Origin of the sequence: Catenulispora pinisilvae, assembly GCF_015356865.1 — a bacterium.
In the GTDB taxonomy this organism is placed as follows: Bacteria; Actinomycetota; Actinomycetes; order Streptomycetales; family Catenulisporaceae; genus Catenulispora; species Catenulispora pinisilvae.
The window spans coordinates 14748-38325 of sequence record NZ_JAAFZA010000089.1; the positions used below are offsets into that span (position 1 = coordinate 14748).

Below are 23578 nucleotides of genomic sequence, written 5' to 3' on the forward strand. Positions count from 1 at the left end.
GGCGGGAGATCGCGGCGGCTGGACGGCCCCTGACAGTGGGTTCCTGGAGTAGCGGCACGACCAGCCGGGCGGCTCCTACAGTGGCGGCATGACCAGTGAGATGCCGACCTTCGCGCTCAGCTACACCACGCCCTTCTTCGGTCCCGACCCGGATCGCCTGGTGGCGGTGGCGAAACAGGCCGACGCTCGCGGCTTCGAGGGTTTCTACGTGCCCGAACACGTGGCGCTCTATCCGGGTGCCCGGATCGGCGCCTGGGAGATGCCGACGGACCTTCAGTATCTCGACCCGCTGGACGTCCTGACCTTCGTCGCCGCCCACACCGAGCGACTGTTGCTGGGCACGTCCGTCCTGCTGCTTCCGTACCACCACCCCGTCACGCTGGCCAAGCGACTGGCGGGCATCGACACCCTGTCCCACGGCCGCATGCGCCTGCTCGCCGTCGGCGTCGGCGGCCTGCCGGGCGAGGCCGCCGCGGTCGGCGTCGACTACACCACCCGCGGACGGCGCGCCGATGAGGCGATCGAGGTGCTGCGGCGGCTGTGGGCCGAAGACGAGAACGGCGCCACCTTCCACGGCGAGTTCTTCAACTTCGACAACATCTTCAGCTACCCCAAGCCCCTCGCCGAGTCCGGACTCCCGATCCACGTCGGCGGGTCGAGCCCGGCGGCGGCTCGGCGGGCGGGCCGGGCCGGCGACGGCTGGCTGCCCGGCGGCATGCTCAAGGACGACGAGCGCCAAGCGTTGTGGGAGCTGGTGAGGTCGACGGCTCGGGAGGCCGGTCGGGACCCTGAGGCGATCTCCTACACGCGCATGGGATCGCTGGAGATGACGGCCGAGGGGGTGGAGAAGATGGCGGCGCAGGGGGTCACGCGCATCATCGTGGCCGCGCCGGCGGGTGAGCCGGAAGAGCAGTGTGCGGAGCTGGCGGAGTTCGCGTCCCGCTTCGGGCTCGGCTGAGGCGCGCGTACGGGTGGGGGTGGGGCCGCGCCGGGCCCCCTACCCCGCGCAGATCCGCTCCACGAACTCGGCGAGTTGCCGCTCACCCAGATGCGCGGCCAAGTCGGCCTCGCTGATCATGCCGACCAGCTTCTTGTTCTCGACCACCGGCATGCGGCGGATCTGGCGGCTCTCCATCTCGTGCAGTACCTCGCCGACGTCCGTGGCGGAGTCGACCCAGCGGGGGGTGCCCTCGCAGAGGTCGGCGCAGCGGACGTGGGCTGGGTCGCGGCCCAGGGCCACGCACTTCACCACGATGTCGCGGTCGGTGATGATGCCGCACAGGCGCTCGTTCTGGTCGCTGACCGGTAGGGCGCCGACGTCGAGCTCGCGCATCAGCTCCGCGGCTCGGTCCAGGGTCTCCTCGCGGTAGATCCACTGGGCACCGGCGTGCATGATGTCCTTGGCAGTGGCCATGATCGCCTCCTGGGAGTGGGTCCCCTCGGGGCTGCCACTTCTATCCTGGGCACCGTCAGCGGGGACGCGCCACCGGAGCGCCGGGGAGCGGGAAGAGGCTCCGGACGAAAGTGTTGCGGAACTTTCCGTCCGGATCGTGCCGGTCAAGCAGTGCCTGGAAGTCGGCGGCCTTGTCATACGTGGCCAGCGCGGCCTTCGGGCCGCCCAGGAAGACCTTGCCCCAGTGCGGCCGCGCACCCAGCGGCAGCAGTACCCGCTCGACTTCGGCGAGCGCGGGTTCCACCGCTGAGCGGTCGGGGAGCCAGGTGAAGTGGATGGTGAGGCTGTCGCGGTGGTGGGCCGGGCTGAGCCAGAGGTCGTCGGCCGCCACGGTCCGGAACTCGGAGATCTGCACCACCGGCGCGATGAGCGGGCCGAGGTCGCGGACGGCGGCGATCGCCTCGGCGGCGCGCGAGCGGGGAACGAAGAACTCTGATTGCAGCTCGGCGCCCGCGCTCGGGGTGAAATCGGGGCGGAAGTGCGGCAGTCGCTCGTGCCAGGGACCCGGGATGCCCAGCTGCTCGGTGCAGTTCTCGGTGGCCATGCCGGGGATCGGGTGCGCGGGGCGGTCCGCGAGGCGGCCGCCGAGCCAGTCGGATCCGGGTCGCCTAGGCTGCGTCCCGTCCGGCGACACCTTCACCTTCAGCCACACCGACGCCTCGCCGCGCCAGCCGGTGAAGACGCTGACGCTGTACGCGGCCGAGAACACCTCGTCGAGCCGGGTGATCACTTCTTGCAGCGGCACCGCCTGATACACGTACTGCGCGACGTCGAAGGTGGGCACGACGTCCACCGTCATCCGCGTGACCGCGCCCAAAGCACCGAGGCCGACCACGGCACCGTCGAAGTCGGGCGACTCGCCCCGCGTCAGGTCGCCCCGCGTCAGGTCGCCCCGCGTCAGCTCGACGACGTCACCGCTCGGCCCGACGAACTGCATCCCGCGAACCAGCCCCGCGAGGCCCTGGTTGCCGTCCCCCGACCCGTGGGTCCCGGTCGCGCAGGCCCCGGCCAGCGAGATGTGCGGCAGCGAGGGCAGGGCGGCCAGCGCGAATCCGGCGGCGTGCAGGCGGGATGCGAGCTCGGCCAGGCGCATGCCCGCGGTGACGGTCGCGGTGCGCGCGTCCGAATCGACCTGCACCTGTGGCGGGAGCCGGTCGAGCGTGACGAGATCGCCGGCGGTGTCGGCGAGGCGGTTGAAGGAGTGCCCGGTACCGAGCACCCGCACCGACGCGGCCTCGGCGATCAGGCTCCGGAGCTCGTCGAGCGAGCCGGGATGGTGACTGCGGACCGGGCGGAATTCGACGTTGCCGGCCCAGTTGCGGATCTGTTCGGTCATGGTCGGGGTCTCCCGGTGCTCGCTGTCGACGCTGACCATCGAGTCATGGAGCGGGGGCAGATGTCAACGGCCCGACATCCTCGAGCCCTGAGCCCCGCCGCTTCTACGGTAATCAGTGGGAGTCGGTGCACGGACCCGCTCAGGACCCGCTCAGGACGCGGTGGGTATGCGGGTGGGGTCGGCGGCGGCTCTCAGCGGCGCGGCGCTCCCGGCGGCCATCGATGCGCGGACCTCCGGAATCGCCCGGGCCAGCGACCCCACACGCTCCAGTTCCAGCGCCCAGACCGGTTCTGGGCCGGCGGCTGCGGCGAGCGCGGCGTAGCCGAGCAAGAGGTGGCCCAAGTCGACGGCGCCGAGGACTGCTTGTAGGGCGGCGTGCAGCGCGGTCGCATCGCTAGCGATAGCGCTATCGCTGGAGGCGAGAAGCCGAGTGAGGGCCTTGGTGCCGGGCACTCGGCTTTCCAAAAGCCTCAAGAGCGAAGGGTGCGGGCCACCGGCGCTGTAGGAGCGGATGACGACCCCCGTGCGCAGTTGATAGGTTGCATCAGGATGCTGATATATGGCGGAGAGTGCACGCGGCTCGGCCGGGTCCCACGCCGCGATCCGCCACAACATCGCCAGGTCGGCACCCAGATTGCCAGCCAGCTTGAACCGCATCGCCGGGGTTCCCTGCGGTCCCAGCGCGAGCTCGGCCAGAACCGGCAACAGGGGTTCGCGGCTCAGGAGTCGAGTCACGTCCTCGACCGCGGCCGGATCCCAGCCTTCGAGGTGTGCGGCCAACGTGCTCGCGAAGATCGGCCGCGGCATGAGCAACGCCACCACGGCGATCGGGTCCGCGGTGCGCAAGTCCTCGCGCGAGCCAGCCGCAGCGCCAGCCTCACCCGCGTCGTCCGGATCCATGGTGCACAAGTCGTCGCGTGAGTCGTCCGCAACACCAGCCCCACCCGCGACTGCCGGGTCCGCGGTGCGCAAGTCCTCGCGCGAGCCATCCGGAGCGCCAGCTCCACCCGCGCCTTCCGAATCCACGGTGCCCAAGCCGTCACGCGAGCCAGCCACAACGCCAGCCTCACCCGCACCTTCCGGATCCGCGATGCCCAAGCCGTCACGCGAGCCAGCCACAACGCCAGCCTCACCCGCACCTTCCGAACCCGTGATGCCCAAGCCGTCGCGCGAGCCATCCGCAACGCCAACGTCACCCGCGCCTCCCAGCGAGCGCCTCGGGAACCCGACCGGCGGCGGGCCCGCGTTCCCAGCCGCGTCGCGCGCCATCTCGGCGGCCAGCTCGGTCAGCGTCCCCGGCCAGGTCATGGCCCGGTGCAGGAACCAGGCCCAGGCCGCTGGATCCTGACTCAGCACCGGAGCCAACACCGCTTCCGCCTCCTCCCGCACCGTCGCGGCCAGCCATCGCCGCGCGTCGTCCGGAAACGCCAGCGGGCGCAAGGCCAAGCGGTCGTGCCACAAGTGCCTGGTCGGCGCCAGGAACGCGAGCAGCGCCGTGACCGGCCGCATCGTCGCGACCACCTCGGCGGCGTCGAGCGACCCGCCGGCTAGGCCGCGGCGCAGCAGCACGCCGAGCGCGAACCGGTCGGCCGGGGTCGTCGGCTCGACGCCGGCCAGTGCCCGCCGCACCGCCTCGATGTCCGGCCTGGGCACCAGCCAGTGCGCGGCGGGATGGATCGCTTCTAGGGTGGCGCGGATGTCGGCGGGGAGGTCGGCGCGCCGGGCCAGCAGTTCTCGGGCGTGGTTCGGGCGGGGGTGGCTCTCGGCCTTGGCGAGCAGGGCCTCCCAGTCCGGGGCGAAGCGGCGGAAGTCGAGGTCGTCATCCTTGTCGGGCTTGAGGCGGCGGTCGGCGATGGCCTGGGCGATCTGCGGGTCGTCGGCGACGGCTGCCGCCGCCCGGAGTTCGGCCTCGATGCGGGTGGGGCGGCGGCGGCTCTCGATCTGTTCCAGCAGGCGTTCGCGGATTTCGTCGTCGATGATCGGGCGGCCGTCCGGCCCGCGCCGGTCCGCCAGGATGGCGTAGCGGGCCGGTTGGGTCCCGTCGGATCGTTCGCGGTGGAAGAACAGGACAGCGTCGGCCATCCGGTTCGGCATACGAAGCAGATCCCTGATGACGTCGTCGGGGTCGGCCACGGTCCGCCCCTTCAGCGCCGCCCCGGCCAGTCCGAAGACCGAGGCCCGGGCGTCGGGGCGGGTCGGTATGTGGTCGCTGACCGCCATCGCGACGTCCAGCCGGCAGTGGCCGATGCTGCGGGCGAGGTCCTGATCGGTCATCGACGCGGCTCGGGCCAGGGCCTGGGCGTAGGGCATTGTGTGCATCACGTCCAGCTGACGGCCGACCGCGGCCCTGGTCGCCTCGTCCATCCCGATTACCGGCACCGCATCCGCTCCCTCGATCCGCGTCCTCGCGTCATTCTCTTCCCTCCGCGTGGCCGAGGTGTACCTGGTAGAACTCGGCGAGCTTGGCGATGGCCGGCGTGACGTATTCGTCCTTGTCGTAGAAGTCGACGTGCGATGCCCCGTCGATCCAGTGCAGTTCCTTGGGTCCGCGCGCGCTCTGGTAGGCCTCGACGCTCATCCAGGACGTCACTGCCTCGCGACCGGCGATCAACAGCAGCGGACGCGGCGCGATCAGGCCGACCGCGGCGAAGGCGTCGAATGCCGCCATTCGGTCGACGCTGGACCAGGTCAGCGCCTTGGCCGAGCGCGGGTGGGCGGCGCGCGGGGTGCAGTAGTACTCCCAACCTTCGTACACATGCGGGCCGCCGAGACGCGCCTCCTGTTCCGATGCCGGAAAGAGGTCGAAGCGCTGGACGCCCTCACCCCGCGCCTCAGCGGTGCGGGCTGACGCGGCGGCGTCGAGCATGCTCTGGAACACCGCCGGGTCCTGGGAGCCGTCGGCGCCGACCTTGAACTGCCGCGCGATGTCGACGCCGCTGACCGTGGCGACAGCGCGGATGCGGTGGTCGCCGGCCGCGGCGGCCAGGCTGTAGCCGCCGGAGGCGCAGATGCCCAGGACGCCGATGCGGTTCGGGTCGACCGCCGGGTGTGTGGTCAGGAACGACACGGCGGACTTCAGGTCTTCGACGCGCTGGGCGGGGTCCTCCAGGCCGCGCGGCTCGCCCTCGCTCTCGCCCTGGTAGGCGGCGTCGAAGGCCAGGGTGACGAAGCCGGCTTCTTCGCCCAGGCGGCGTGCGTACAGACCGGCGGCTTGCTCCTTGACGCCGCTGCCGGGGTGGCCGACGACTACGGCGGGCCTTGGAGCTGCGTTGGCGTCGTCTCGGGCGTGGTCTCGGGCGTTGTCCCGGCCCTCGTCCTGGAGGTAAAGACAGCCCGAAATCTTCAGGCCATTGCTGGAAAACGTCACATCGGTCCTCATCGGTACCGGACTCCCATCGTGGGTGCTGTTCGAGCTTGATCTCCACGGTGGCCCGATCGCGAGCCCGCGACCAGGGATGATCTCGCCTATGCAAGCCAGTACCAGGCACGGCGGCCGCAACCCGTGGAGACTGGAGGACATGGCCTCCGCACAACCCGCTCGCGGCGACACCGGACTCGGCGACTTCCTGCGCTCCCGCCGCGCGGCCGTCGATCCGCACGAGGCCGGGATGCCCGACGACGGGCGGCTCCGCCGCGTCCCCGGGCTGCGGCGCGAGGAGCTGGCGATGCTGGCGCACGTGAGCGTGGACTACATCGTGCGGCTGGAACAGGGGCGCACGACCCGGGTCTCCCGCTCGGTGCTCGACGCCCTCGCCGACGCCCTGCGGCTGAAGCCCGACGAGCGCGACTACCTGTTCACGGTCGCCGACGTCACGCCCGGCGCGGTCAGTGTGGGCAGCATGGCCAGCGCGGCCAGCGCCCCGACCCGCCGCCCGAGCCAGCCCGAACCGGCCCCGCGATTGCGGCAACTGCTGGACACCATGCCCGACGTCCCGGCGATCGTGGTCGATCACAGGATGGACGTACTGGCCTGGAACCGCGGCGCCGCGGGGCTCCTGACCGATTTCAGCGCCCTGCCGCCGGCGCACCGGAACCTGATCCGGCTCACCTTCCTCGACCAGAGTTTCCGCGCGCTTTATGGCGACTGGCAGCGCGCGGCGAAGGACTGTGTCGCGACGCTGCGGATGGAGGCCGGACGCCGGACCGATGATGCGGCGCTGAACGCACTGGTCGGGGAATTGAGCGTGCGGGATCAGGATTTCCGGACGTGGTGGGCGACGCATCAGGTACGCGGGCCGAGTCAGCTGGTCAAGACGTACCGGCATCCGATCGCCGGCACTATGGATCTGGATGTGCAGCAGTTCTCTGTGGACACACATCCTGATCAGAAGCTGATCGCTTTCACCGCGCAACCGGGATCCACTTCGGAAAAAGCACTTCAGTTCCTGCTTCAGTGGTCGAATACCCATGTGATGGCAGATGATTGACATCAGGGCGGTTCCACGCCTGCTTCACACGGGGAGATGATCCTGAAGTGCGACATGTCAAAACACTGTCTGCGCTGATGCTGGCATCGACGCTGGGTATTACTTTGACCGCCGCCGGCCAGGCGCCGAGTAAGGCTACCGACTCGCTTCAACAGCAGGCGAACGCGATCGTCGCCGGTGGCGCGGTGGGCGCGCCGGCCGAGGTCAGCACCCCGGATGGGCAGCGTTCGGTGAGTGCCGGGACGGCTCAGGAGGGCACCGGCAGGCCGGTTCCGAAGGACGGGGAGTTCCGGATCGGCAGCGCCACGAAGACCTTCGTAGCCACCGTCATCCTGCAACTCGCCGACGAGGGGCGGCTGTCGCTGGACGACACGGTCGCGCACTGGCTGCCCGGCGTGGTCGCCGGAAACGCGAACGACGGCGCGAAGATCACCATCCGGCAGCTGCTGAACCACACCAGCGGGATCTACGACTACACGCAGGACCTGTCCGAGATGACGAGCGCCACGGCGTTCCAGCAAGACAGGTTCCGTACATACACCCCGGAGCAGCTGGTCGCGATGGCCATGCGGCACGCGCCGGTGGCCGCGCCGGGCACGGCGTTCGCGTACTCGGACACCGACTACGTGCTGGCCGGGATGATCGTGCAGCGGGTGACCGGCCACACCTGGGCCGAGGAAGTCGATGCCCGGATCATCGCGCCGCTCGGCCTGAAGCACACCGTCGTCCCGGGCACGTTCCCCTTCATCGTCGGCCCTTACGCGCATGGCTACATGAGCTTCGGCGCCGGCAAGCTGCTGGACGTGTCGGCCTTCAACCCGAGCGCCGCCGACGCGTCCGGCTCGATCATCAGCACCGCGGACGACCTGACCCGCTTCTACACGGCGCTGGTCGGCGGGCGGCTGTTGAGCGCGGCGCAGCTGGCCCAGATGGAGACGACGGTGCCGGCGTCCGCGCTGGGCCTCGGCGTGCGCTACGGCCTGGGGTTGGGCTGGGTCCCGCTGTCGTGCGGCGGCGGCTACTACGGCCATCCCGGCGGGATCTTCGGGTACAACACCTGGGACGGCGTCACGGCGGATGCGCAGCGTGCCGTGGTGGTGTCGGACACCGGCGACGGTAGTGACGCGAGTCAGCAGGCTGTCATCGGACTGGTGGACCAGCAGCTGTGCGGGTGAGTTCGGGCAGCTGACTGAACTGAACTGGTGGACCAGCAGTCGTTCGGGTGAGCTCAGGCAGCTGACCTGAGCCGACCTGACCTGACCTGAGCCGAGCAGGCCTAAACCGACCCGCCTTACCGCTCCCGCCCCGCCCCACTGGAAGCCCGAACCACAAGCTCGGGCGCGAACCGCTCCACCCGCTCCTCGCGCGCCGCCGCATCGCCGTGCAGCAGCGCTATGGCCCGGTCGGCCATCGCGTCGAGCGGGTGGCGGATCGAGGTCAGCGGCGGGTCCAGGACTTCGAGGATCGCGGTGTCGTCGAACGCTGTCACCGCGACCTCGTCGGGTACCGCGACGCCCGCGCGGTTCAACGTGGTGACCAGGCCGATCGCCAGCACGTCGGCGGCGCACACCACCGCGTCGACGTCCCCGCGCATGCGGATCAGCCGCCGCCCCGCCTTGCGGCCGGCGTCGGTGGTGATCGACGGCAGCACGATGGCGCGGCCGGCCTGGCCGAGGCGGTCGCGGAACGCCGCTGAGCGCTCGGCGCCGGACGAGGAGCTCTGCTCGGCCGCGACCAGGGCGATCTTCTCCCGGCCCTGGCCGCGCAGGTGGTCGATCAGCATGCTGATGGCGGCGTGGTTGTCCATGGTGACGGCGACCGTGCCGGCGCCTTCGGACCAGCGGTCGAACTGCACGATGGGCCGGATCGAGGCCGCGGCCTTGATGGCCGTGCCGGACTCGGCGGTGGTCACCGGGACCACGATCAGGCCGTCCACCTTGCCGTTGACCAGGGTGTCGATCTCGCGGGCCTCGATGTCCGGGGTGTTGGCGGCGTCGGAGACGACCAGGACGCCGCCGTCGGCGCGGACCCGGCGGGACAGGGCCTCGATGAGCTGGACGAAGTAGGGGTTGGCCAGGGAGGGGACCACCACGCCGAAGGTGCCGGTGGTGCCGGTGCGCAGGGCCCGGGCCGACTGGTTCGTGCGGTAGCCCAGTTCGCGGGCGGCGCGCTCGACGCGCTCGATGAGTTCCGGCGCGACGTTGCGGGGGGTCCCGGCGATGACGCGGGAGGCGGTCGCGCGGGAGACGCCCGCCAGCTGTGCGACATCGACCAGACGAGCCGTCACGCCACGTCCCTTCCCGATCCGGGCGCCGAGCCGTGCGCCGGCGCACCGCGGCGGCGGCCGGGGCCGTGCCGAAGTTCCGGGTCGATGGTACTTGACGGTGTGGTGAACATCATGCAGGGTATGGGAAATCGATCTCCCAGGAGGTGAAGATGGCATCGGTCACAGTGGTCGGCTCCGTGAACCGCGACGTGGTCCTGCAGGTGCGGGGCCTGCCGCGGCCCGGGGAGACCGTGCACGCGGTCGGTTCGCGCGAGGGCATGGGCGGCAAGGGCGCGAACCAGGCGGTGGCCGCGGCGCGCCTGGGGAGCACGGTCCGGCTGGTCGCCAAGGTCGGCGGCGACGCGCGGGACATCCTGGCCTCGCTGGCCGGAGACGGCGTCGACACCGGCTGGATCGCCACGGCCGAGCGCACCGGCACCGGCCTGGCCCTGATCACCGTCGACGAGCCCGGCGAGAACACCATCGTGCTGGACGGCGGGGCCAACCGGGAGCTGACCGTGGCCGACCTTCCCGAGGTACTCACGACAGCCGGCGATGTGCTGATGACACAAGGGGAGATCCCGCCGGAGGTGACCGGCGCGGCCATCACCCGGGCCGCGGCGCAGGGCGCGACCGTGATCCTCAACCCGGCGCCGGCGTATGCGTTCGACGACGACGTGCTCAAGCGCGTGGACGTGCTCGTCCCGAACCTCGGCGAGCTGTGCACGCTGCTCGGCGTGCCGGTCCCTGCGACGTCCGGCGAGGTCGGGAGATTGTTGGCGCGGCATCCGCTGCCGGTCTCGGCGCTGGTGGTGACATTGGGCGCGGATGGTGCGATCGTTCATGATCAGGATGGAACGGTCCATATCCCCGCCCCGCGCGTCGCGGCCGTCGACACCGTCGGCGCCGGGGACACCTTCTGCGGCGCCCTCGCCGACTCGCTCGTCCGGGGCCGACCGCTCCGCGCGGCCGCCGAGCGCGCCGTCCTGGCGGCGGCCCTGTCCGTGACCGGCGTGGGAGCGCAGAGCGCGATGCCCACCGCCGAAGAGGTTGACCTATTCGCACAGCAGCAGGAGAAGACCCGATGAAGACCCTCAAACTCGGACTGTTCGAGAACGCGCAGACCAACTCCGGCGGCACCGCCACCTGGCGGCACGAGGACAGCGAACGGCACCTGTTCGACACCCTCGACTACTGGAAGCGGATCGCGGCGCTGTGCGAGGACGCGAAGTTCGACTTCCTGTTCCTGGCCGACGCCTGGGGCTGGTCGGAGGTGCGCGGCACCCGGCCGGCGATCGCCAGCGAGGAGAGCCTGGACCTGCCCCGCCTGGACCCGGCGATAGTCGCGGCGGCACTGCTGTCCGCGACCTCCGAGCTCGGCCTGGTCATCACCGGCTCGGTACTGGTCGAGCCGCCGTACTCGTTCGCGCGCCGGATGGCCACCCTGGACCAGCTCTCCCAGGGCCGGCTGGGCTGGAACATCGTCACCACCGGCACCGCCGACACCGCCGTCAAGGCGTTCGGCATGGACATGGTCGCGCACGACGAGCGCTACGCGATGGCCGAGGAATTCCTCGAGGTCGTCTACAAATACTGGGAAGGCGCGTGGGAGCCGGGCGCCCTGGAGAAGGACAAGCAGGGCCGGTTCGCCGACCCCGAACGCGTGCACCTGGTCAAGCACGCCGGCAAGTACTTCCGTTCCGAGGGCTACGGCAACACCGCCTACTCCCCGCAGGGCACGCCGGTGCTGTTCCAAGCCGGCGCCTCCCCGGCCGGGCGCCGGGTGGCCGGCCGGCACGGCGAGTGCGTCTTCATCGGCGACGGCTCGGTCGAGCAGTTGGCCGGGCACACCTCGGCGATCCGGGCCGAGGCGGTGAACGCCGGACGCCGGGCCGAGGACCTGAAGATCATGTCGGCCCTGGCCTGCGTAGTCGGCGCCACCACGACCGACGCCGAGCGCCGCTACCAGCGCATCCTGGACGCCCAGCGGCCCGAGGTCACCGTCGCCAGCTACGCGATGTTCACCGGGATCGACCTGTCCTCCTACCCCCACGACACCCCGATGTCCGAGCTGAGCACCGAGATCTCGCAGACCCAGCTCGCGCGGTTCGCCGACAAGACGGTCGGCGACGTGCTGCGGGACTGGCACACGCACGGTGTCGGCGCCAAGCCGATCGTCGGCACCGCCGAGGAGATCGCCGACCGGATCTGCACCCTGGCCGAGGGCGCGGACCTGGACGGGTTCCTGCTCGCCCCGACCGTGCAGCCGGCCTCGACCACCGACTTCATCGAGTCGGTGCTGCCGGTCCTGCGCCGGCGCGGCGTCGTGGCCACGGAGTACCGGGACGGCGAGTCGCTGCGCGAACGGCTCACCGGCTCGGCGCGGCCGACGCTCCCGGCGAACCACCCGGCGGCCGGGCACCGGCACGGAACTCAGTGAGCTGACATGACCGTCCAGGGCGCCGGAGGATGGCTGGGCAAGGTGGTCGGCACCGTCGTCCACGGCGCCGGGCGCGGACGCGGGCTGGGATTTCCGACCGCGAACGTGGCGCCGGACCCGGCCGCCCCGGTACCGCCGGCGGCGATCTACGCCGGCCTGATGGCGCGGCCGGCCCACGGCTGGCTGCATCCCGTCACGGTGAGCGTCGGCACCAATCCGACGTTCTGTGACGGGGACGAGGTCCACATCGAGGTCTACTGCCACGACCTGCACGACCAGCTGTACGGCGAGCATGTGGTGGTCTGGCTCGTCACCCGCATCCGCGACACGGTGCGGTTCGGCTCCGTCCAGGCCCTGGTGGCCGCGGCGGCCCAAGACGTCGAGACCACCACCGCCACCCTCACCGAAGAACACCGGGCCCGCGCACTGGCCGAACTGTGCGCGAGCCCGGCGCGAGAAACGCAACAGCCGGCTCCCTGAGCAGGCAGTACATCGAACGGGGAACAACCACCACCCACGGAACACTGGAGATACGTATGCACGCGTTCGATTGGCTCAACCACCAATTCAGCTTCTTCGGGCTCCCCGTCTACTGGTCGGACTTCCTCGGCAACATCTTCGCCCTGGCCACCGTGGTCCTGGCGCTGCGGCGGCTGGTCATCTCCTGGCCGGTGCAGATCCTCGGCTCGATCTGTCTGCTGGTCGCCAGCCTGAACGTGCACCTCACCGGGAACGCCGGCCGGCAGATCATCATCATCGTCGCGGCCACCTGGGGCTGGGCCACCTGGCGCCGGAACAAGGCGAGCCAGGGCTCGGTCGTGGTCGGCTGGGCCTCCTGGCCGGTCCGGCTGACGCTGATCGCGGCGATGGTCCTCGGGACCGGGGTGCTGGGCGCGTTCCTGAAGGCGATGAACTGGTCCTTCTACCCCGGCGCGCCGTGGTGGATGGTGCTGTGCGACGCCTGGATCTTCACCGGGACGGTCATCGCGATGTACACACAGGCCCGGCGCTACGTCGAGTTCTGGTTCGCGTGGCTGGCCGTGGACCTGGTCGGCGTGCCGCTGGCGGTGCACTCGCACCTGTACTTCTCCGGGATCGTCTACGGGATCTTCTTCTTCATGGTGCTCGCCGGGATCCGGGACTGGGCCTCGCGCAGCCAGACCCAGGTCTCCTCGCCGGTGCGGTCCGCGGTGACGGTCGAGCCGCACGTGGACAATCTGGCCGCCGAGCCCTCGGCCTGAACCCGGATTTCGGCCAACGCACTGAATTCGGCTAGAGCACTGAATTCGGTTAGAGCACTGAACAGGATCCGCCATGACTGACGAGTTCATCGACTTCATCGACGACGCCCACGACATCCGGAGGGTCTTCGGCGACATCCCGTCGACGGTGGCGGCGGTCGGCGCCGTCGTCGACGGCACGCCGGTCACCATGGTCGTGTCCTCGTTCACCGTCGGCGTCTCACACGAGCCGCCGATGGTGTCGGTCGCCATCCAGCGCACCTCCACCACCTGGCCGGTGCTGGCCCGGGCGGCGCACCTCGGGGTGTCCGTCCTGGGCGAGAGCCACGCCTCGAAGACCCGGCAGCTGGCCTCGCGCGACAGCGCGGGGCGGCTGGCCGACATCGCCTGGCATCAGAACGAGAACGGGGCGATATTCCTGGAGGGGTCGCCGATCTGGCTGGAGTGCTTCACCCAGCACGAGTATCCGGCCGGGGACCACGCGATCATCGTGCTGCGGGTGGAGCGGGTGCATCGGGAGGCGCGGAACCGGGCGCTGGTGTGGACCCGGGACCGGGCGAGTTGCTGAGTCCGTGCTGTCGTCGTGCTGATGTCGCACTGATGTCGTACTGATGCGGTGCCGACGGCCTTGCCACTGGCCGTCGTATCGCCCGCGCTACCCGCGCCCACCCCTGGCGCCCGTCGCCGATATCCAGCGAATGGTTCACGCCCACTGATCTGTTCGCTACTCTCCACCCCAGACGGCGACGCGACAAATCTCCCAGCGGCTGCCGCGCACACCGGTGAGGCCGGGGAGAGGAACGCACTCGGGGATGAACCAGCTCGGGGGCTCGGCGCCGACGGAACGGGACCAGGCCGGCACCGTCGTCCGCGCGCCGGCCGACCCCCTCGGCTCGCGCTCGTTCTCGCGCATCGCCTCCAGCGGCCCGGAAGTCGAGCCGTGATAGCCGCGCTCATCCTGGGTTCCTACGCCTTGCTCCTGGTCCTGCTCGGCCCCCGGCTGCTCACCCGCTGGCCGACCGAACGGCTGCCGCGGCTGACGGTCGTGATGCTCCAGGTGGTGACCTGCTCGTTCCTGACCGCGGCCACGACCGCCGGGCTGGCGCTCGGGCTGACGCTGCTCGACACGCTCTCGCACCTGGATCCGGAGATCGACCGCTGCGCCGACCAGCTGCCGATCAACGACGACTCCTCCGTCGGCCCGTTCCTGGGCTGGTTCGGCCTGATCGCCGCCGGGGCGCTGCTACTGCGGGTCGCATTCTGTTTGACGGCCACGTTCTACTCGGCCTGGCGGACCCGGCGCAAGCACATCGAGATCCTGCGGATCCTGGCCCGGGCCGACGAGGAGTTGGGGGTCCTGGTCCTGGACCACGACGAGCCGGGCTGCTACTGCCTGCCCGGCCGGCCCGGCACGATCGTCATCACCAGCAGTGCCCTGACCCGGTTGTCGCCGTCGCAACTCGGCGCGGTGCTGGCGCATGAGCGCGCGCACCTGGCCGGCCGGCACCATTTCGCCGTCGCCTTCGCCCGCGCGATCCACCGCACCGCGCCGCGGATCCGGTTGCTGGGGCTGGCCGAGGAGGAGACCCGGCGGCTGGTGGAGTTCATCGCCGACGACGCCGCGGTGAAGCGCAGCGGGACGGCGGCGCTGGTCTCCGCGCTCGCCGTGCTGGGGGCCGGGGCCGGGAGTGCGCCGGGCTTCGCACTCGGCATCGGGATCGACCGGCGGCCGGCGGCCTCCTCGCGGGTGACCCGGCTTTACCCGCAACGCAAAATCGGCCGGCGCGGACTGGCTCTGGGCGCGCTCGGTTCGTTGCTGCTGATCGTCGTCCCGGTGCTGCTGGCCGCGATCTCGGTGGTGTCGGTGGTCCACGGCTGTCCGCCGGACCCCGACGGCGACGCGCTGGGCTTGTCGGTTTCCGCCGTTTCCTTCCGATAAGTCCGGTAAATCAGCGCCGCTATATCGGTTTCGTATTCGCGATCCGGGTACTAGCTCTCATCGGCGCCGACAACGGGACGAAACCCCACTTCGTCACTGTTTACCAGGGTTCGGCAAGGGTTTTCCCTATTCGGGCTTTACTAAAGCTTTGCCGCTGTCGCCCTTTATGAACGTTACTACGGTCAGCGATAGTACTAGCACGGATCAAGGTGTTGTGAACTCTCGCGCCGCCTGGTCCGTACCGCCACCACACTCGCCCTACTTCGACAAGGAGCAAGAGTGTTCCACCTCACACGGAACAAGCGGGGACACGCAGCGCCGCGTGTCGCCGCCGCCCTCCTGGGTGCCAGCGCGCTGATAGCCGGGGGCGCGGTCGCCGCCGAGGCCGCGCCCGCACCGGCGGCGTCCGGCCCGACCTCTGCACACGTCTGTAGCCAGGCCGTGCACCCGGGCTACGCGACGTGCTTCGCCTTGAAGCGCACGGACAAGAAGGCGCGCGCCATGTCGGCGAACGACACGCCTTCCGGCTACGGACCGTCGGACCTGCAGAGCGCCTACAACCTGCCGACCAACGGCGGTTCGGGCCAGACGGTCGCGATCGTGGACGCCCAGGACGACCCGAACGCCGAGTCGGACCTGGCGACCTACCGCTCCACCTACGGCCTTCCGGAGTGCAGCACCGCCAACGGCTGCTTCTCCAAGATCGCCCAGGACGGCAGCACCAACTACCCGACCGGCGACACCGGCTGGGCCGGCGAGATCTCGCTGGACCTGGACATGGTCTCGGCGACCTGCCCGGGCTGCCACATCCTGCTGGTCGAGGCCAACTCGGCGAACATGTCCGACCTGGGCACCGCGGTGAACCAGGCCGTGAGCCAGGGTGCGAAGTACGTCTCGAACAGCTACGGCGGCAACGAGGACGGCACCGAGGCGCAGTCCGACTCCAGCTACTTCAACCACCCCGGCGTGGCGATCACCGCGTCCTCCGGTGACGGCGCCTACGCGGCCGGCACCGAGTACCCGGCGTCCTCGCCGTTCGTGACCGCGGTCGGCGGCACCTCGCTGACCAAGGACTCGAGCAGCCGCGGCTGGAGCGAGTCGGTCTGGAACACCAGCAGCAGCGAGGGCGCGGGCTCCGGCTGCTCCTCGGACGAGACCAAGCCCACCTGGCAGACCGACACCGGCTGCACCAAGCGTATGGTGGCGGACGTCGCCGCGGTCGCGGACCCGGCCACCGGCGTGGCCGTGTACCAGACCTACGGCGGCAGCGGCTGGGCGGTCTACGGCGGTACCTCGGCGGCCTCGCCGATCATCGCCTCGGTCTACGCGCTGGCCGGCACCCCGGGTGCCAACGACGTCCCGGCGTCGTACCCGTACGCGCACACCAGCAACCTGAACGACGTGACGACTGGCAACAACGGCACCTGCTCGCCGTCGTACTACTGCACCGCCGGACCGGGGTATGACGGTCCGACCGGTCTGGGCACGCCGAACGGGCTGGCGGCTTTCACCGCCGGTAGCTGAGCGGCGCGTACGTGCCGGTCGACAGCCGGCACAGTCACTGCTGAGGACTGGTGTTGTCGAAGGCGGTACCGCTGCGGAGCGTACTGCTGAAGACAGCAGGTATTGCTGACAGAGAACAGCGCTGAGGGAGCGGCCCCGCCTTTTGGGCGGGGCCGCTTTCGTGTAACGCTCCCAGCGGCACGTCGTCCGATACCCTCGTCCGATGACCACGACCGCAGCCCCGCCCCCGCGGGGACATCGTCGGCTCCGGCTCGCGGACGGGGCGGGGCGGTTGCGGCTGATGGCGCTGGCCGGGATCGCCACCGTGCTGATTACGCGGGCCTATCTGGCCGCTACCGGGTATCCGCGCATCGGGGGCGGCGGGATCCACATCGGGCATGTGGTGTGGGGCGGGCTGTTGATGATCGCCGCGCTGACCGTGGCGCTGGTGTGGGCCGGGGAGCGGGCGCGGGTGTGGACCGCGTTGCTCGGCGGGGTCGGGATCGGGCTTTTCGTGGATGAGGTCGGGAAGTACCTGACCACCACCAATGACTATTTCTATCGGCCGGCTGCCGCGATCATCTACTTGGTGTTCGCCGCGTTGCTGGTGGTGGCCTCGCTGTTGGGGCGGGACACGGTCGCCGATGCCGGTGAGGAGGCCACGCGGCTGGCCGGTGCGGCGCAGATCGCGGCCGGCGGGTTGGTCAGCGGCCTGACATCGGATGAGCGTGAGCGGGCGGCCCGGCTGCTCGACGGGTGCCCCGCGCCCGACGGCGACGCCGTTCTGCGGTTGCTGGACCTGGCTCGGGTGCGCGAGCCGAGTGTGCTCGTGCGGGTCACGGCCTCGGTGCGTCGCTGGGCGTATCGGGTGGCCGAGCTCCGCTGGTCCGAGGCGGTCGCGTATACGCTCCTGGTCCTGTCCCGCGTCATCGTCGCGATCATCTTCATCGCGCAGGCCCTCACCGAGACCCCGCACAGCACGGACAACGCGTCCATCACGGCCAGCGCCGTCACGCGCGGCGTGTCAGCGGTCCTGGTCGTGGCCGCCCTGGCCCTGCGGCTCCGGGGACGGAAGCTGGCGTCCTACCAGCTCGCCAAGACCGCGCTCCTGCTCGATCTGCTCGTCACCGAGATCTTCAACTTCCACGACAGCCAGTTCGGGGCGACCGCCGAGCTGCCGCAGTTGCTGGTGGGCTTCGCGTTCTTCAGCATCCGGCAGCGGCAGGTGGGTCAGGAGCGGGAACGGGCGCAAGAGCAGGGGCAGGGGCAGGTCTAGAGGTGGGCCCGGGCGCTAGGCCAGCCCGTTCTCGTAGGCGAAGATCACGGCCTGCACCCGATCCCGCAGGCCCAGCTTCGCCAGCACGTGCTTGAAGTGGCTCTTCACCGTGTTCTCCGACAAGAACAGGTCCGCCGCGATCTCAGTGTTCGACTTACCGAGCGCCACCTCGATCAGGATGTCCCGCTCCCGGGGCGTGAGCCGGTCCAGTCGGCTGTCCGCCACAGCGCCGGACGAGCTCGGCAGCCGATGCGCCACGGTCTCCAGCAGCCGCCGGGTCACCCGGGGCGCGACGACCGCGTCGCCGGCGGCGACCGTGCGGATCGCGGATAGCAGATCGGCGGGCAGTGCGTTCTTGAGCAGGAAGCCCGACGCCCCGGCCCGCAGTCCGTCGAACGCGTACTCGTCGAGATCGAACGTGGTCAGGATCAGCACGCGCGATTCCGGCACGGCCGCCACGATCGCCCCCGTCGCCTCGACCCCGTCCATCACCGGCATCCGGACATCCATCAGCACCACCCGGGGCCGGAGGCGACGCGCCTGCCGGATCGCCTCGACGCCGTCGGAGGCCTCACCGACCACTTCCATGTCGGGCTCGGCGCCGAACAGCAGGCCGAAGCCGACGCGGGTCAGCGGCTGATCATCGACCAGCAGGATGCTGATTCGCTCGTCGTGGGTCACATCGCCGCCGCACCCGTGAGCGCCGCGTCCGTGAGCGGCAACCAGGCCCGGACTCGCCAGCCCCCGCCGGCCCGCGGACCGGCGTCGAGCCGGCCGCCATACGCCGCGACGCGTTCCCGCATCCCCTCGACCCCGTGTCCGGCCTTCGACGACGCACTCGGGTTCAGACTCGGGCTCAGGTTCGGGCTCGGGCTCAGGTTCGGACTCAGACTCGGGTTCAGACTCGGGCTCGGGCTCGGGCTCGGGCTCGGGCTCGGGCTCGGGCTCGGGCCGCCGGCATCGCAGACCTCGATGTCGACGTAGTCCTCCCCGCGGGTCACCCGCACCCGCGCGTCGCCGCCGGAACCGGCGTGCTTCAACGTGTTCGTCAGCGACTCCTGAACCACCCGATAGACGGTCAGCTGGACCGCGGTCGGCAGCCCGGCCGCGTCGCCCTCGAACGCCAGCCGCACCGGCAGCCCGGCCGCCCGAACCGTGCGGGCGAGCTCTTCGAGCTGGGCGATCCCCGGCTGCGGATGCCGTGCCGCGTCCGGCTCGTCGTCCCGCAGCACCGCCAAGAAGCGCCGCATGTCGACCAGCGCCTGCCGTCCCGTGGTCGCCACCATGCCCATCGCCTCGCCCGCCGGGCCGGGCCCGGCCGCGGCCTTGGCGCCGTCGGCGAGCGTGACCATGACCGACAGGCTGTGGGTGACGACGTCGTGCATCTCCCGCGCGATCCGCTCGCGCTCGGCCCGCGCGGCCCGGTCGGCGACGGCGTCGAGGTAGGCGCGCCGGCTGCGGACGTACGCACCGATCGCGGCCGCCGCGATCACCAGAGCGGCCATCCCGATCGCGGACTCGACGACGGCCCAACCCGAGGTGTGGTTCGGGACCAGCCGGAGTCCGTCCAGCAACACCAGGATGGACGTCATCGCGCCCAGGGACCAGACCGTTCGCAGCTCCCGGTTCACGGCCACCAGGTACAGCGCCACCAACAACGCCGCATCACTCGGCACGTTCACCGGCGTCACGAGGTACTGCACGAAGACGATCGCGTATACGACCCCGAACACGGCGACCGGCGACCGGCGTCGCCACGTCAGCGGCACCACCAGACCGAGCTGGAAGGCCAGCAGATACAGGTGGCCGGAGAACACCGACGCCGCGATCAAGACCGGGATCACGGCCGCCGCCGCGGCCAGCGCCAAATCGGTGGCGCGGCTACGGCGGCGGCCCAGAGGAGCGATCACGCGTCGCGTCTCTTAAGCAGCACCGTGGCCACGGCGAACGTGCCGGCCACGTATAGCGCGAACAACCCGAATCCAGGCCATGGATACAGCGTATGCGGCGTGTGGTAGAGCCGGGTGATGTCGGTCCCGGCGTTGCTCGGCAGGTACGGTGCGAGGGCGTTGTACCAGTTCTCCGGCAGTCCGCGGGCGACCAGCGGCAGGATCGTGATGATCCCCAGCAGGCAGGAGATCCCGCCCGGGGTTGAACGCACCAGCGCGCCGAGCGCGATGCCGAACAGGCCCACCAAGGTCACGTAGAACGCGGTGCCGAAGATCTCACGGGCCACGCCGGGCGCTGACAGCGTGGTCCCGATGTGCTTCCCGGCGAACATCGTCTGCCCGGCGTAGAAGGCAGCCAGGCATCCGATCATGCTGAGCACCAGCGCGGCCGCCCCGAACACCGCGGCCTTGGCCTCCAGAACCGGCCAGCGTTCGGGCACGGCGCCCAGCGTGGCCCGGATCATCCCGGACGTGTACTCGCCGGTGACCGTCAGCACGCCGAGGACGCCGATCGAGAGCTGGGAGAAGGTGAAGCCGATCTGGCTCCAGCCGGCCGGGTCCCAACGGGCTTTCAGGTCGGGGGCCATCCAGGCGTAGTGGTCGGACTGGCCCCAGCAGGTGACGATCGCCAGGCCGATGGTCACGACGAGGGTCAGGGCGGCGGTGATGTAGGTCGAGCGGATCGTGGAGAGCTTGAGCCATTCCGAGTGCAGGACTCGGGTTTGCGTGACGCGGCCGTGGAAGGCCGCGGGCGACGGCGTCACGAAGTCGGCGCTCATGCGACGGCCTGGTATTCGGTCGCGTCCTTGGTCTGTTCCATGAAGGCCTCCTCCAGCGATGCCACCTGGTCAGTGAGCTGATACAGGACGATGCCCAGTCCGGCGGCGATCCGGCCGATCTGCTCGGCGGTGCGACCGGAGACGATCAAGTCCCCGGTGTCGTCGCCGGTGATGGTCACGTCCGGCCCGGCCAGTCGTGTTCGCAGCAGTTCGGCGTCAGGGGTTCGAGCCCGGACGGTGTTCTTGGCCGCGCTCCGGGTGAAATCGGCGACCGAGCAGTCCGCGAGCAGTCGGCCCCGGCCGATGATGACGAGGTGCTCGGCGGTCAGGGCCATCTCGGACATCAGATGGCTGGAGACGAAGACTGTGCGGCCCTCGGCGGCGAGGCGCTTCAGCAGGGTTCTGATCCACAGCACGCCTTCGGGGTCCAGGCCGTTCACCGGTTCGTCGAGGATCAACGTCGCCGGATCGCCGAGTAAGGCCGCAGCGACGCCCAGGCGCTGCGCCATACCCAGGGAGAAGCCGCCGGCACGGCGCGTGGCCACCGATCGGAGCCCGACGAGGTCGATGACCTCGTCGACCCGGCGCGACGGGATCCCGTGGGTGGCGGCGAGGGTGCGCAGGTGGTCGCGCGCCGAACGTCCCGGGTGCACGGCCCGGGCCTGCAGCATGGCGCCGACTTCGTGCAGCGGTGCGGGGTGGTCGGCGTAGGAGCGGCCCCGCACCGTGGCGCGGCCTTCGGTGGGCAGGTCCAGGCCGATCAACATGCGCATCGTCGTGGACTTGCCGGCCCCGTTCGGGCCGAGGAAGCCGGTGACGATGCCGGGGCGGACGGAGAAGGTCAGGTGGTCGACGGCGGTTTTGTCGCCGTAGCGTTTCGTCAGGGCGGACGCTTCAAGCATTAAGTCAATCCTCAGATATCGGACCAAGCGGGAGATCCGCCTAAGAAGTCACGCTAGGTTGCGAACCGGGTTCGGCACGAGATCCCGGAGGAGGAGATCGCGGCCCGGGTTCTCACCCTGTGGGGTGAGGACGGCATGGGGCGCGTAGGGGCGTATTTCCGGCGTAAGCAGAGCGCTTAAGCTCGCCCAAATCGGGTATGCCGCCGGTTTCGGCAGAAAGGAGTCTGATCCGATGACGATCGAGGACCATCTCGACACCCGGCCGTCCGACCAGGAACTGCGACGACTGCTGTCCGGCACGACCCCGGAGCCGTCGTTCGCGCACCTGGCGCGGATGAGCGACGACACCGGGTTGTTCGAGCACGCCAGGGGACCGATCCCGAAACGATGGCACGGGTACTGCGTGGACGATGTGACCCGCGGGCTGATCGTGGTGTGCCGTGAGCCCGAACCGTCTGAGCAACTGGTGCGGCTGGCGGAGATCTACCTGGCGTTCCTGCTGCACGCGCAGGACCGCGAACGCGGCTTCCACAACCGGATGGGGCTGGACCGGGTGTGGCACGACGAGCCGGAGACCGGCGAGTGGTGGGGGCGCGGGGTGTGGGCGCTCGGCACCGCCGCCAACCGGGGGCCGACACCGTGGATCCGTGCGGTGGCCCTGGAACGCTTCGACGACGGCGCCAAGCTGCGCGCGGGTCTGGGCCCCCAGAGCCGCCTCAACCACGCGATGGCCTACGCCGCCCTCGGCGCGGCCGAAGTCGCCGAGGCCCACCCCGGCCACCCGGCGGCGCTCAGCCTGCTCGCCGACGCGGCCGTCACCATCGGCCGGCCGGGGTCCGACCCCGCCTGGCCCTGGCCCGAGCCGCGCCTGGAGTACGGGGACGCGGCCCTGCCCGAGGCCCTGATAGCCGCCGGCCAACACGTCGGCGACGAAGCCCTGCTGCGCGACGGCCTGGCGCTGCTGGAGTGGCTGCTCGCGCTGTCGACGCGCGAGGGACACCTGTCACCGACCCCGGCCGGCGGCTGGTCCCTCGGCGACCCGAGACCGGCCTACCACCAGCAGCCGATCGAGGCCGCGGCCTACGCCGACGCGTGCGCCCGCGCGTACGCGGTGACCCGCGATCGCAAGTGGCTGACCGGCGTCCGCATGTCGATCGACTGGTTCCTCGGCGTGAACGACAGCGGCATCCCGCTGATCGACGAGGCGACCGGCGGCGGCTACGACGGACTCGGACTGGACTGGCGCAACCCGAATCAGGGTGCGGAGTCGACCATCGCGCTGATCTCGACGTTGCAGCACGCGCGGTGGCTGGAGCGGATTCCGACGGTGGCGGCGTGAGCGGCGGGTGGCGGCGGCGCGAAGTTCACGAGCGGCGGTGGCGGCTGGGAGAGCGGTAGCGGATGGGAGAGCCGTAGCGGATGGGAGAGCCGTAGCGGTTTCACAAGCGGCGGCTGCGCAAGCGGCGGTATAGCGAGCAGCGGCTACGCGAGCAGCGGTAGCGAGCAGCGGTATGGCGAGCAGCAGCGGCTTGACGAGGAGATGCGCGATGCGGTGAGGCGGCGGGGTCTCATCGGAAGTGATCGGGTCGCGGCGGCAACGGCGCCGGGCGGCCCGATTGTTGTTTTCGGGGCCGGTTCACATTGTTGGAGCCATCCTCACGTGCCGCGCAACTCCCCCACCGCGGCCTCATATGCCAGCAGCGTGTCGATGACCGTGCGGCGTTGGGCGGGGGTCAGGGGACTGAGGGCGCGGCGCCAGGCGGCGGCGCCGGGAGCGAGCCAGGTCTCGATGGCGGGGCGGGCCGTGGGGGTGATGCTGATGATGCGGCGACGGCGGTCGGCGTCGTCCTCAGTGCGGTGCAGGACGCCTTTGCGGCTGAGGTCGGCGATCAGGAGGCTGGCGGTGGTCGGGGCGAGTTGGAGGCGCGCGGCCAGGTCGTTGACGGTCATCGGGCCGTCGAGGAGGAGGAAGACCAGGAGCGACAGGTGGCGGGGGCCGAGGGTGAGGTCGCGGAGCGCCTCGGCCCGCGCCGGATCGCCGTCGAGCGCCGCCGCCGCTTCCCGGAC

General features: G+C 70.6%; 23 protein-coding genes. 13 read left to right on the forward strand and 10 right to left on the reverse strand.

Annotated elements, in window-relative coordinates; genetic code table 11:
* The first annotated feature begins 88 nt into the window (after positions 1-88).
* The gene (locus tag IZR01_RS23695; protein WP_228554529.1) at positions 89-958 is read left to right on the forward strand and encodes a TIGR03619 family F420-dependent LLM class oxidoreductase; all 870 of its coding nucleotides are present in this window, start codon (positions 89-91) and stop codon (positions 956-958) included.
* A 39-nt stretch (positions 959-997) separates the two neighbouring features.
* Here the strand turns inward: IZR01_RS23695 and IZR01_RS23700 are convergent, their stop codons facing one another.
* The 4 genes from IZR01_RS23700 to IZR01_RS23715 all read right to left on the reverse strand — a co-directional run bounded on the left by IZR01_RS23700 (position 998) and on the right by IZR01_RS23715 (position 6168).
* The gene (locus IZR01_RS23700; RefSeq protein WP_194894108.1) at positions 998-1414 is read right to left on the reverse strand and encodes a CBS domain-containing protein; all 417 of its coding nucleotides are present in this window, start codon (positions 1412-1414) and stop codon (positions 998-1000) included.
* A 55-nt stretch (positions 1415-1469) separates the two neighbouring features.
* Positions 1470-2828 carry a D-arabinono-1,4-lactone oxidase gene (locus IZR01_RS23705; RefSeq protein ID WP_228560083.1) on the reverse strand — a complete coding sequence of 453 codons (1359 nt, stop codon included), beginning with the start codon at positions 2826-2828 and terminating at the stop codon, positions 1470-1472.
* Positions 2829-2939: 111 nt separating this feature from the next.
* The gene (locus tag IZR01_RS23710; RefSeq protein WP_194925134.1) at positions 2940-5168 is read right to left on the reverse strand and encodes a hypothetical protein; all 2229 of its coding nucleotides are present in this window, start codon (positions 5166-5168) and stop codon (positions 2940-2942) included.
* Positions 5169-5199: 31 nt separating this feature from the next.
* Positions 5200-6168 (reverse strand): alpha/beta hydrolase, encoded by a 969-nt coding sequence (locus IZR01_RS23715; RefSeq protein ID WP_194925135.1) that lies wholly within the window; start codon positions 6166-6168, stop codon positions 5200-5202.
* Positions 6169-6307: 139 nt separating this feature from the next.
* Here IZR01_RS23715 and IZR01_RS23720 point away from each other — a divergent pair, with 139 nt between their 5' ends.
* The gene (locus IZR01_RS23720; RefSeq protein ID WP_194925136.1) at positions 6308-7216 is read left to right on the forward strand and encodes a helix-turn-helix transcriptional regulator; all 909 of its coding nucleotides are present in this window, start codon (positions 6308-6310) and stop codon (positions 7214-7216) included.
* 77 nt (positions 7217-7293) lie between these two features.
* Positions 7294-8391 carry a serine hydrolase domain-containing protein gene (locus IZR01_RS23725; protein WP_194925137.1) on the forward strand — a complete coding sequence of 366 codons (1098 nt, stop codon included), beginning with the start codon at positions 7294-7296 and terminating at the stop codon, positions 8389-8391.
* 116 nt (positions 8392-8507) lie between these two features.
* On the opposite strand, the gene IZR01_RS23730 is transcribed toward IZR01_RS23725, so the two are convergent.
* Positions 8508-9503 (reverse strand): LacI family DNA-binding transcriptional regulator, encoded by a 996-nt coding sequence (locus IZR01_RS23730; protein WP_194894113.1) that lies wholly within the window; start codon positions 9501-9503, stop codon positions 8508-8510.
* A 149-nt stretch (positions 9504-9652) separates the two neighbouring features.
* Here IZR01_RS23730 and IZR01_RS23735 point away from each other — a divergent pair, with 149 nt between their 5' ends.
* The 9 genes from IZR01_RS23735 to IZR01_RS23770 all read left to right on the forward strand — a co-directional run bounded on the left by IZR01_RS23735 (position 9653) and on the right by IZR01_RS23770 (position 17881).
* Positions 9653-10570, forward strand: a complete 918-nt coding sequence (locus tag IZR01_RS23735) for a ribokinase (protein ID WP_194925138.1) — start codon at positions 9653-9655, stop codon at positions 10568-10570.
* Positions 10567-11922: an NtaA/DmoA family FMN-dependent monooxygenase gene (locus IZR01_RS23740; RefSeq protein WP_194894115.1), complete on the forward strand. Its 1356-nt coding sequence runs from the start codon at positions 10567-10569 to the stop codon at positions 11920-11922. The genes IZR01_RS23735 and IZR01_RS23740 overlap by 4 nt, the downstream gene beginning before the upstream one ends.
* A 6-nt stretch (positions 11923-11928) precedes the next feature.
* Positions 11929-12402 carry a riboflavin kinase gene (locus IZR01_RS23745; protein ID WP_194894116.1) on the forward strand — a complete coding sequence of 158 codons (474 nt, stop codon included), beginning with the start codon at positions 11929-11931 and terminating at the stop codon, positions 12400-12402.
* Positions 12403-12458: 56 nt separating this feature from the next.
* On the forward strand, positions 12459-13163 hold the full coding sequence (locus IZR01_RS23750) for a nicotinamide mononucleotide transporter family protein (protein ID WP_194894117.1): 705 nt from the start codon (positions 12459-12461) through the stop codon (positions 13161-13163).
* Between the two features lie 73 nt (positions 13164-13236).
* The gene (locus tag IZR01_RS23755; protein WP_194925139.1) at positions 13237-13731 is read left to right on the forward strand and encodes a flavin reductase family protein; all 495 of its coding nucleotides are present in this window, start codon (positions 13237-13239) and stop codon (positions 13729-13731) included.
* A 244-nt stretch (positions 13732-13975) separates the two neighbouring features.
* Positions 13976-14107 (forward strand): hypothetical protein, encoded by a 132-nt coding sequence (locus tag IZR01_RS52490; RefSeq protein WP_267254870.1) that lies wholly within the window; start codon positions 13976-13978, stop codon positions 14105-14107.
* Positions 14104-15102, forward strand: coding sequence for a M56 family metallopeptidase (locus IZR01_RS23760; protein ID WP_194925140.1), 999 nt, complete (start codon positions 14104-14106; stop codon positions 15100-15102). Before IZR01_RS52490 ends, IZR01_RS23760 begins: the two co-directional genes overlap by 4 nt.
* Positions 15103-15381: 279 nt before the next feature.
* Entirely contained in the window at positions 15382-16626 is a 1245-nt protein-coding gene (locus IZR01_RS23765) for a S53 family peptidase (protein ID WP_194925141.1), read from the forward strand.
* 202 nt (positions 16627-16828) lie between these two features.
* Complete coding sequence (locus IZR01_RS23770; protein WP_194925142.1) at positions 16829-17881, forward strand: hypothetical protein; 1053 nt, start codon at positions 16829-16831, stop codon at positions 17879-17881.
* A gap of 15 nt (positions 17882-17896) precedes the next feature.
* Here IZR01_RS23770 and IZR01_RS23775 read toward each other — a convergent pair whose 3' ends face one another.
* From IZR01_RS23775 to IZR01_RS23790, 4 genes are read right to left on the reverse strand one after another with little or no spacing between them, the layout of a single operon-like run.
* A complete protein-coding gene (locus IZR01_RS23775) occupies positions 17897-18562 on the reverse strand; it encodes a response regulator (protein WP_323747079.1) in 666 nt (221 codons plus the stop codon).
* A complete protein-coding gene (locus IZR01_RS23780) occupies positions 18559-19791 on the reverse strand; it encodes a sensor histidine kinase (RefSeq protein WP_194925143.1) in 1233 nt (410 codons plus the stop codon). Before IZR01_RS23780 ends, IZR01_RS23775 begins: the two co-directional genes overlap by 4 nt.
* Entirely contained in the window at positions 19788-20609 is an 822-nt protein-coding gene (locus IZR01_RS23785) for an ABC transporter permease (protein WP_194925144.1), read from the reverse strand. Before IZR01_RS23785 ends, IZR01_RS23780 begins: the two co-directional genes overlap by 4 nt.
* The gene (locus IZR01_RS23790) at positions 20606-21511 is read right to left on the reverse strand and encodes an ATP-binding cassette domain-containing protein (protein ID WP_194925145.1); all 906 of its coding nucleotides are present in this window, start codon (positions 21509-21511) and stop codon (positions 20606-20608) included. Before IZR01_RS23790 ends, IZR01_RS23785 begins: the two co-directional genes overlap by 4 nt.
* 232 nt (positions 21512-21743) lie before the next feature.
* On the opposite strand from IZR01_RS23790, the gene IZR01_RS23795 reads away from it, so the two are divergent.
* Positions 21744-22850: a glycosyltransferase gene (locus tag IZR01_RS23795; protein WP_194925146.1), complete on the forward strand. Its 1107-nt coding sequence runs from the start codon at positions 21744-21746 to the stop codon at positions 22848-22850.
* Positions 22851-23167: 317 nt separating this feature from the next.
* Here the strand turns inward: IZR01_RS23795 and IZR01_RS23800 are convergent.
* Positions 23168-23578: MarR family winged helix-turn-helix transcriptional regulator (locus tag IZR01_RS23800; RefSeq protein ID WP_228560085.1), on the reverse strand; the 411-nt coding region annotated here is incomplete at its 5' end.

Bases quoted from the DNA above. Each gene is read 5' to 3' on its own strand.
- IZR01_RS23790 (WP_194925145.1), bottom strand. From the start codon at position 21,511: ATGCTTGAAGCGTCCGCCCTGACGAAACGCTACGGCGACAAAACCGCC.
- IZR01_RS23770 (WP_194925142.1), top strand. From the start codon at position 16,829: ATGACCACGACCGCAGCCCCGCCCCCGCGGGGACATCGTCGGCTCCGG.
- IZR01_RS23740 (WP_194894115.1), top strand. From the start codon at position 10,567: ATGAAGACCCTCAAACTCGGACTGTTCGAGAACGCGCAGACCAACTCC.
- IZR01_RS23745 (WP_194894116.1), top strand. From the start codon at position 11,929: ATGACCGTCCAGGGCGCCGGAGGATGGCTGGGCAAGGTGGTCGGCACC.
- IZR01_RS52490 (WP_267254870.1), top strand. From the start codon at position 13,976: ATGAACCAGCTCGGGGGCTCGGCGCCGACGGAACGGGACCAGGCCGGC.
- IZR01_RS23700 (WP_194894108.1), bottom strand. From the start codon at position 1,414: ATGGCCACTGCCAAGGACATCATGCACGCCGGTGCCCAGTGGATCTAC.
- IZR01_RS23750 (WP_194894117.1), top strand. From the start codon at position 12,459: ATGCACGCGTTCGATTGGCTCAACCACCAATTCAGCTTCTTCGGGCTC.
- IZR01_RS23715 (WP_194925135.1), bottom strand. From the start codon at position 6,168: ATGAGGACCGATGTGACGTTTTCCAGCAATGGCCTGAAGATTTCGGGC.
- IZR01_RS23695 (WP_228554529.1), top strand. From the start codon at position 89: ATGACCAGTGAGATGCCGACCTTCGCGCTCAGCTACACCACGCCCTTC.
- IZR01_RS23785 (WP_194925144.1), bottom strand. From the start codon at position 20,609: ATGAGCGCCGACTTCGTGACGCCGTCGCCCGCGGCCTTCCACGGCCGC.
- IZR01_RS23705 (WP_228560083.1), bottom strand. From the start codon at position 2,828: ATGGTCAGCGTCGACAGCGAGCACCGGGAGACCCCGACCATGACCGAA.
- IZR01_RS23755 (WP_194925139.1), top strand. From the start codon at position 13,237: ATGACTGACGAGTTCATCGACTTCATCGACGACGCCCACGACATCCGG.
- IZR01_RS23795 (WP_194925146.1), top strand. From the start codon at position 21,744: ATGACGATCGAGGACCATCTCGACACCCGGCCGTCCGACCAGGAACTG.
- IZR01_RS23720 (WP_194925136.1), top strand. From the start codon at position 6,308: ATGGCCTCCGCACAACCCGCTCGCGGCGACACCGGACTCGGCGACTTC.
- IZR01_RS23725 (WP_194925137.1), top strand. From the start codon at position 7,294: ATGCTGGCATCGACGCTGGGTATTACTTTGACCGCCGCCGGCCAGGCG.
- IZR01_RS23735 (WP_194925138.1), top strand. From the start codon at position 9,653: ATGGCATCGGTCACAGTGGTCGGCTCCGTGAACCGCGACGTGGTCCTG.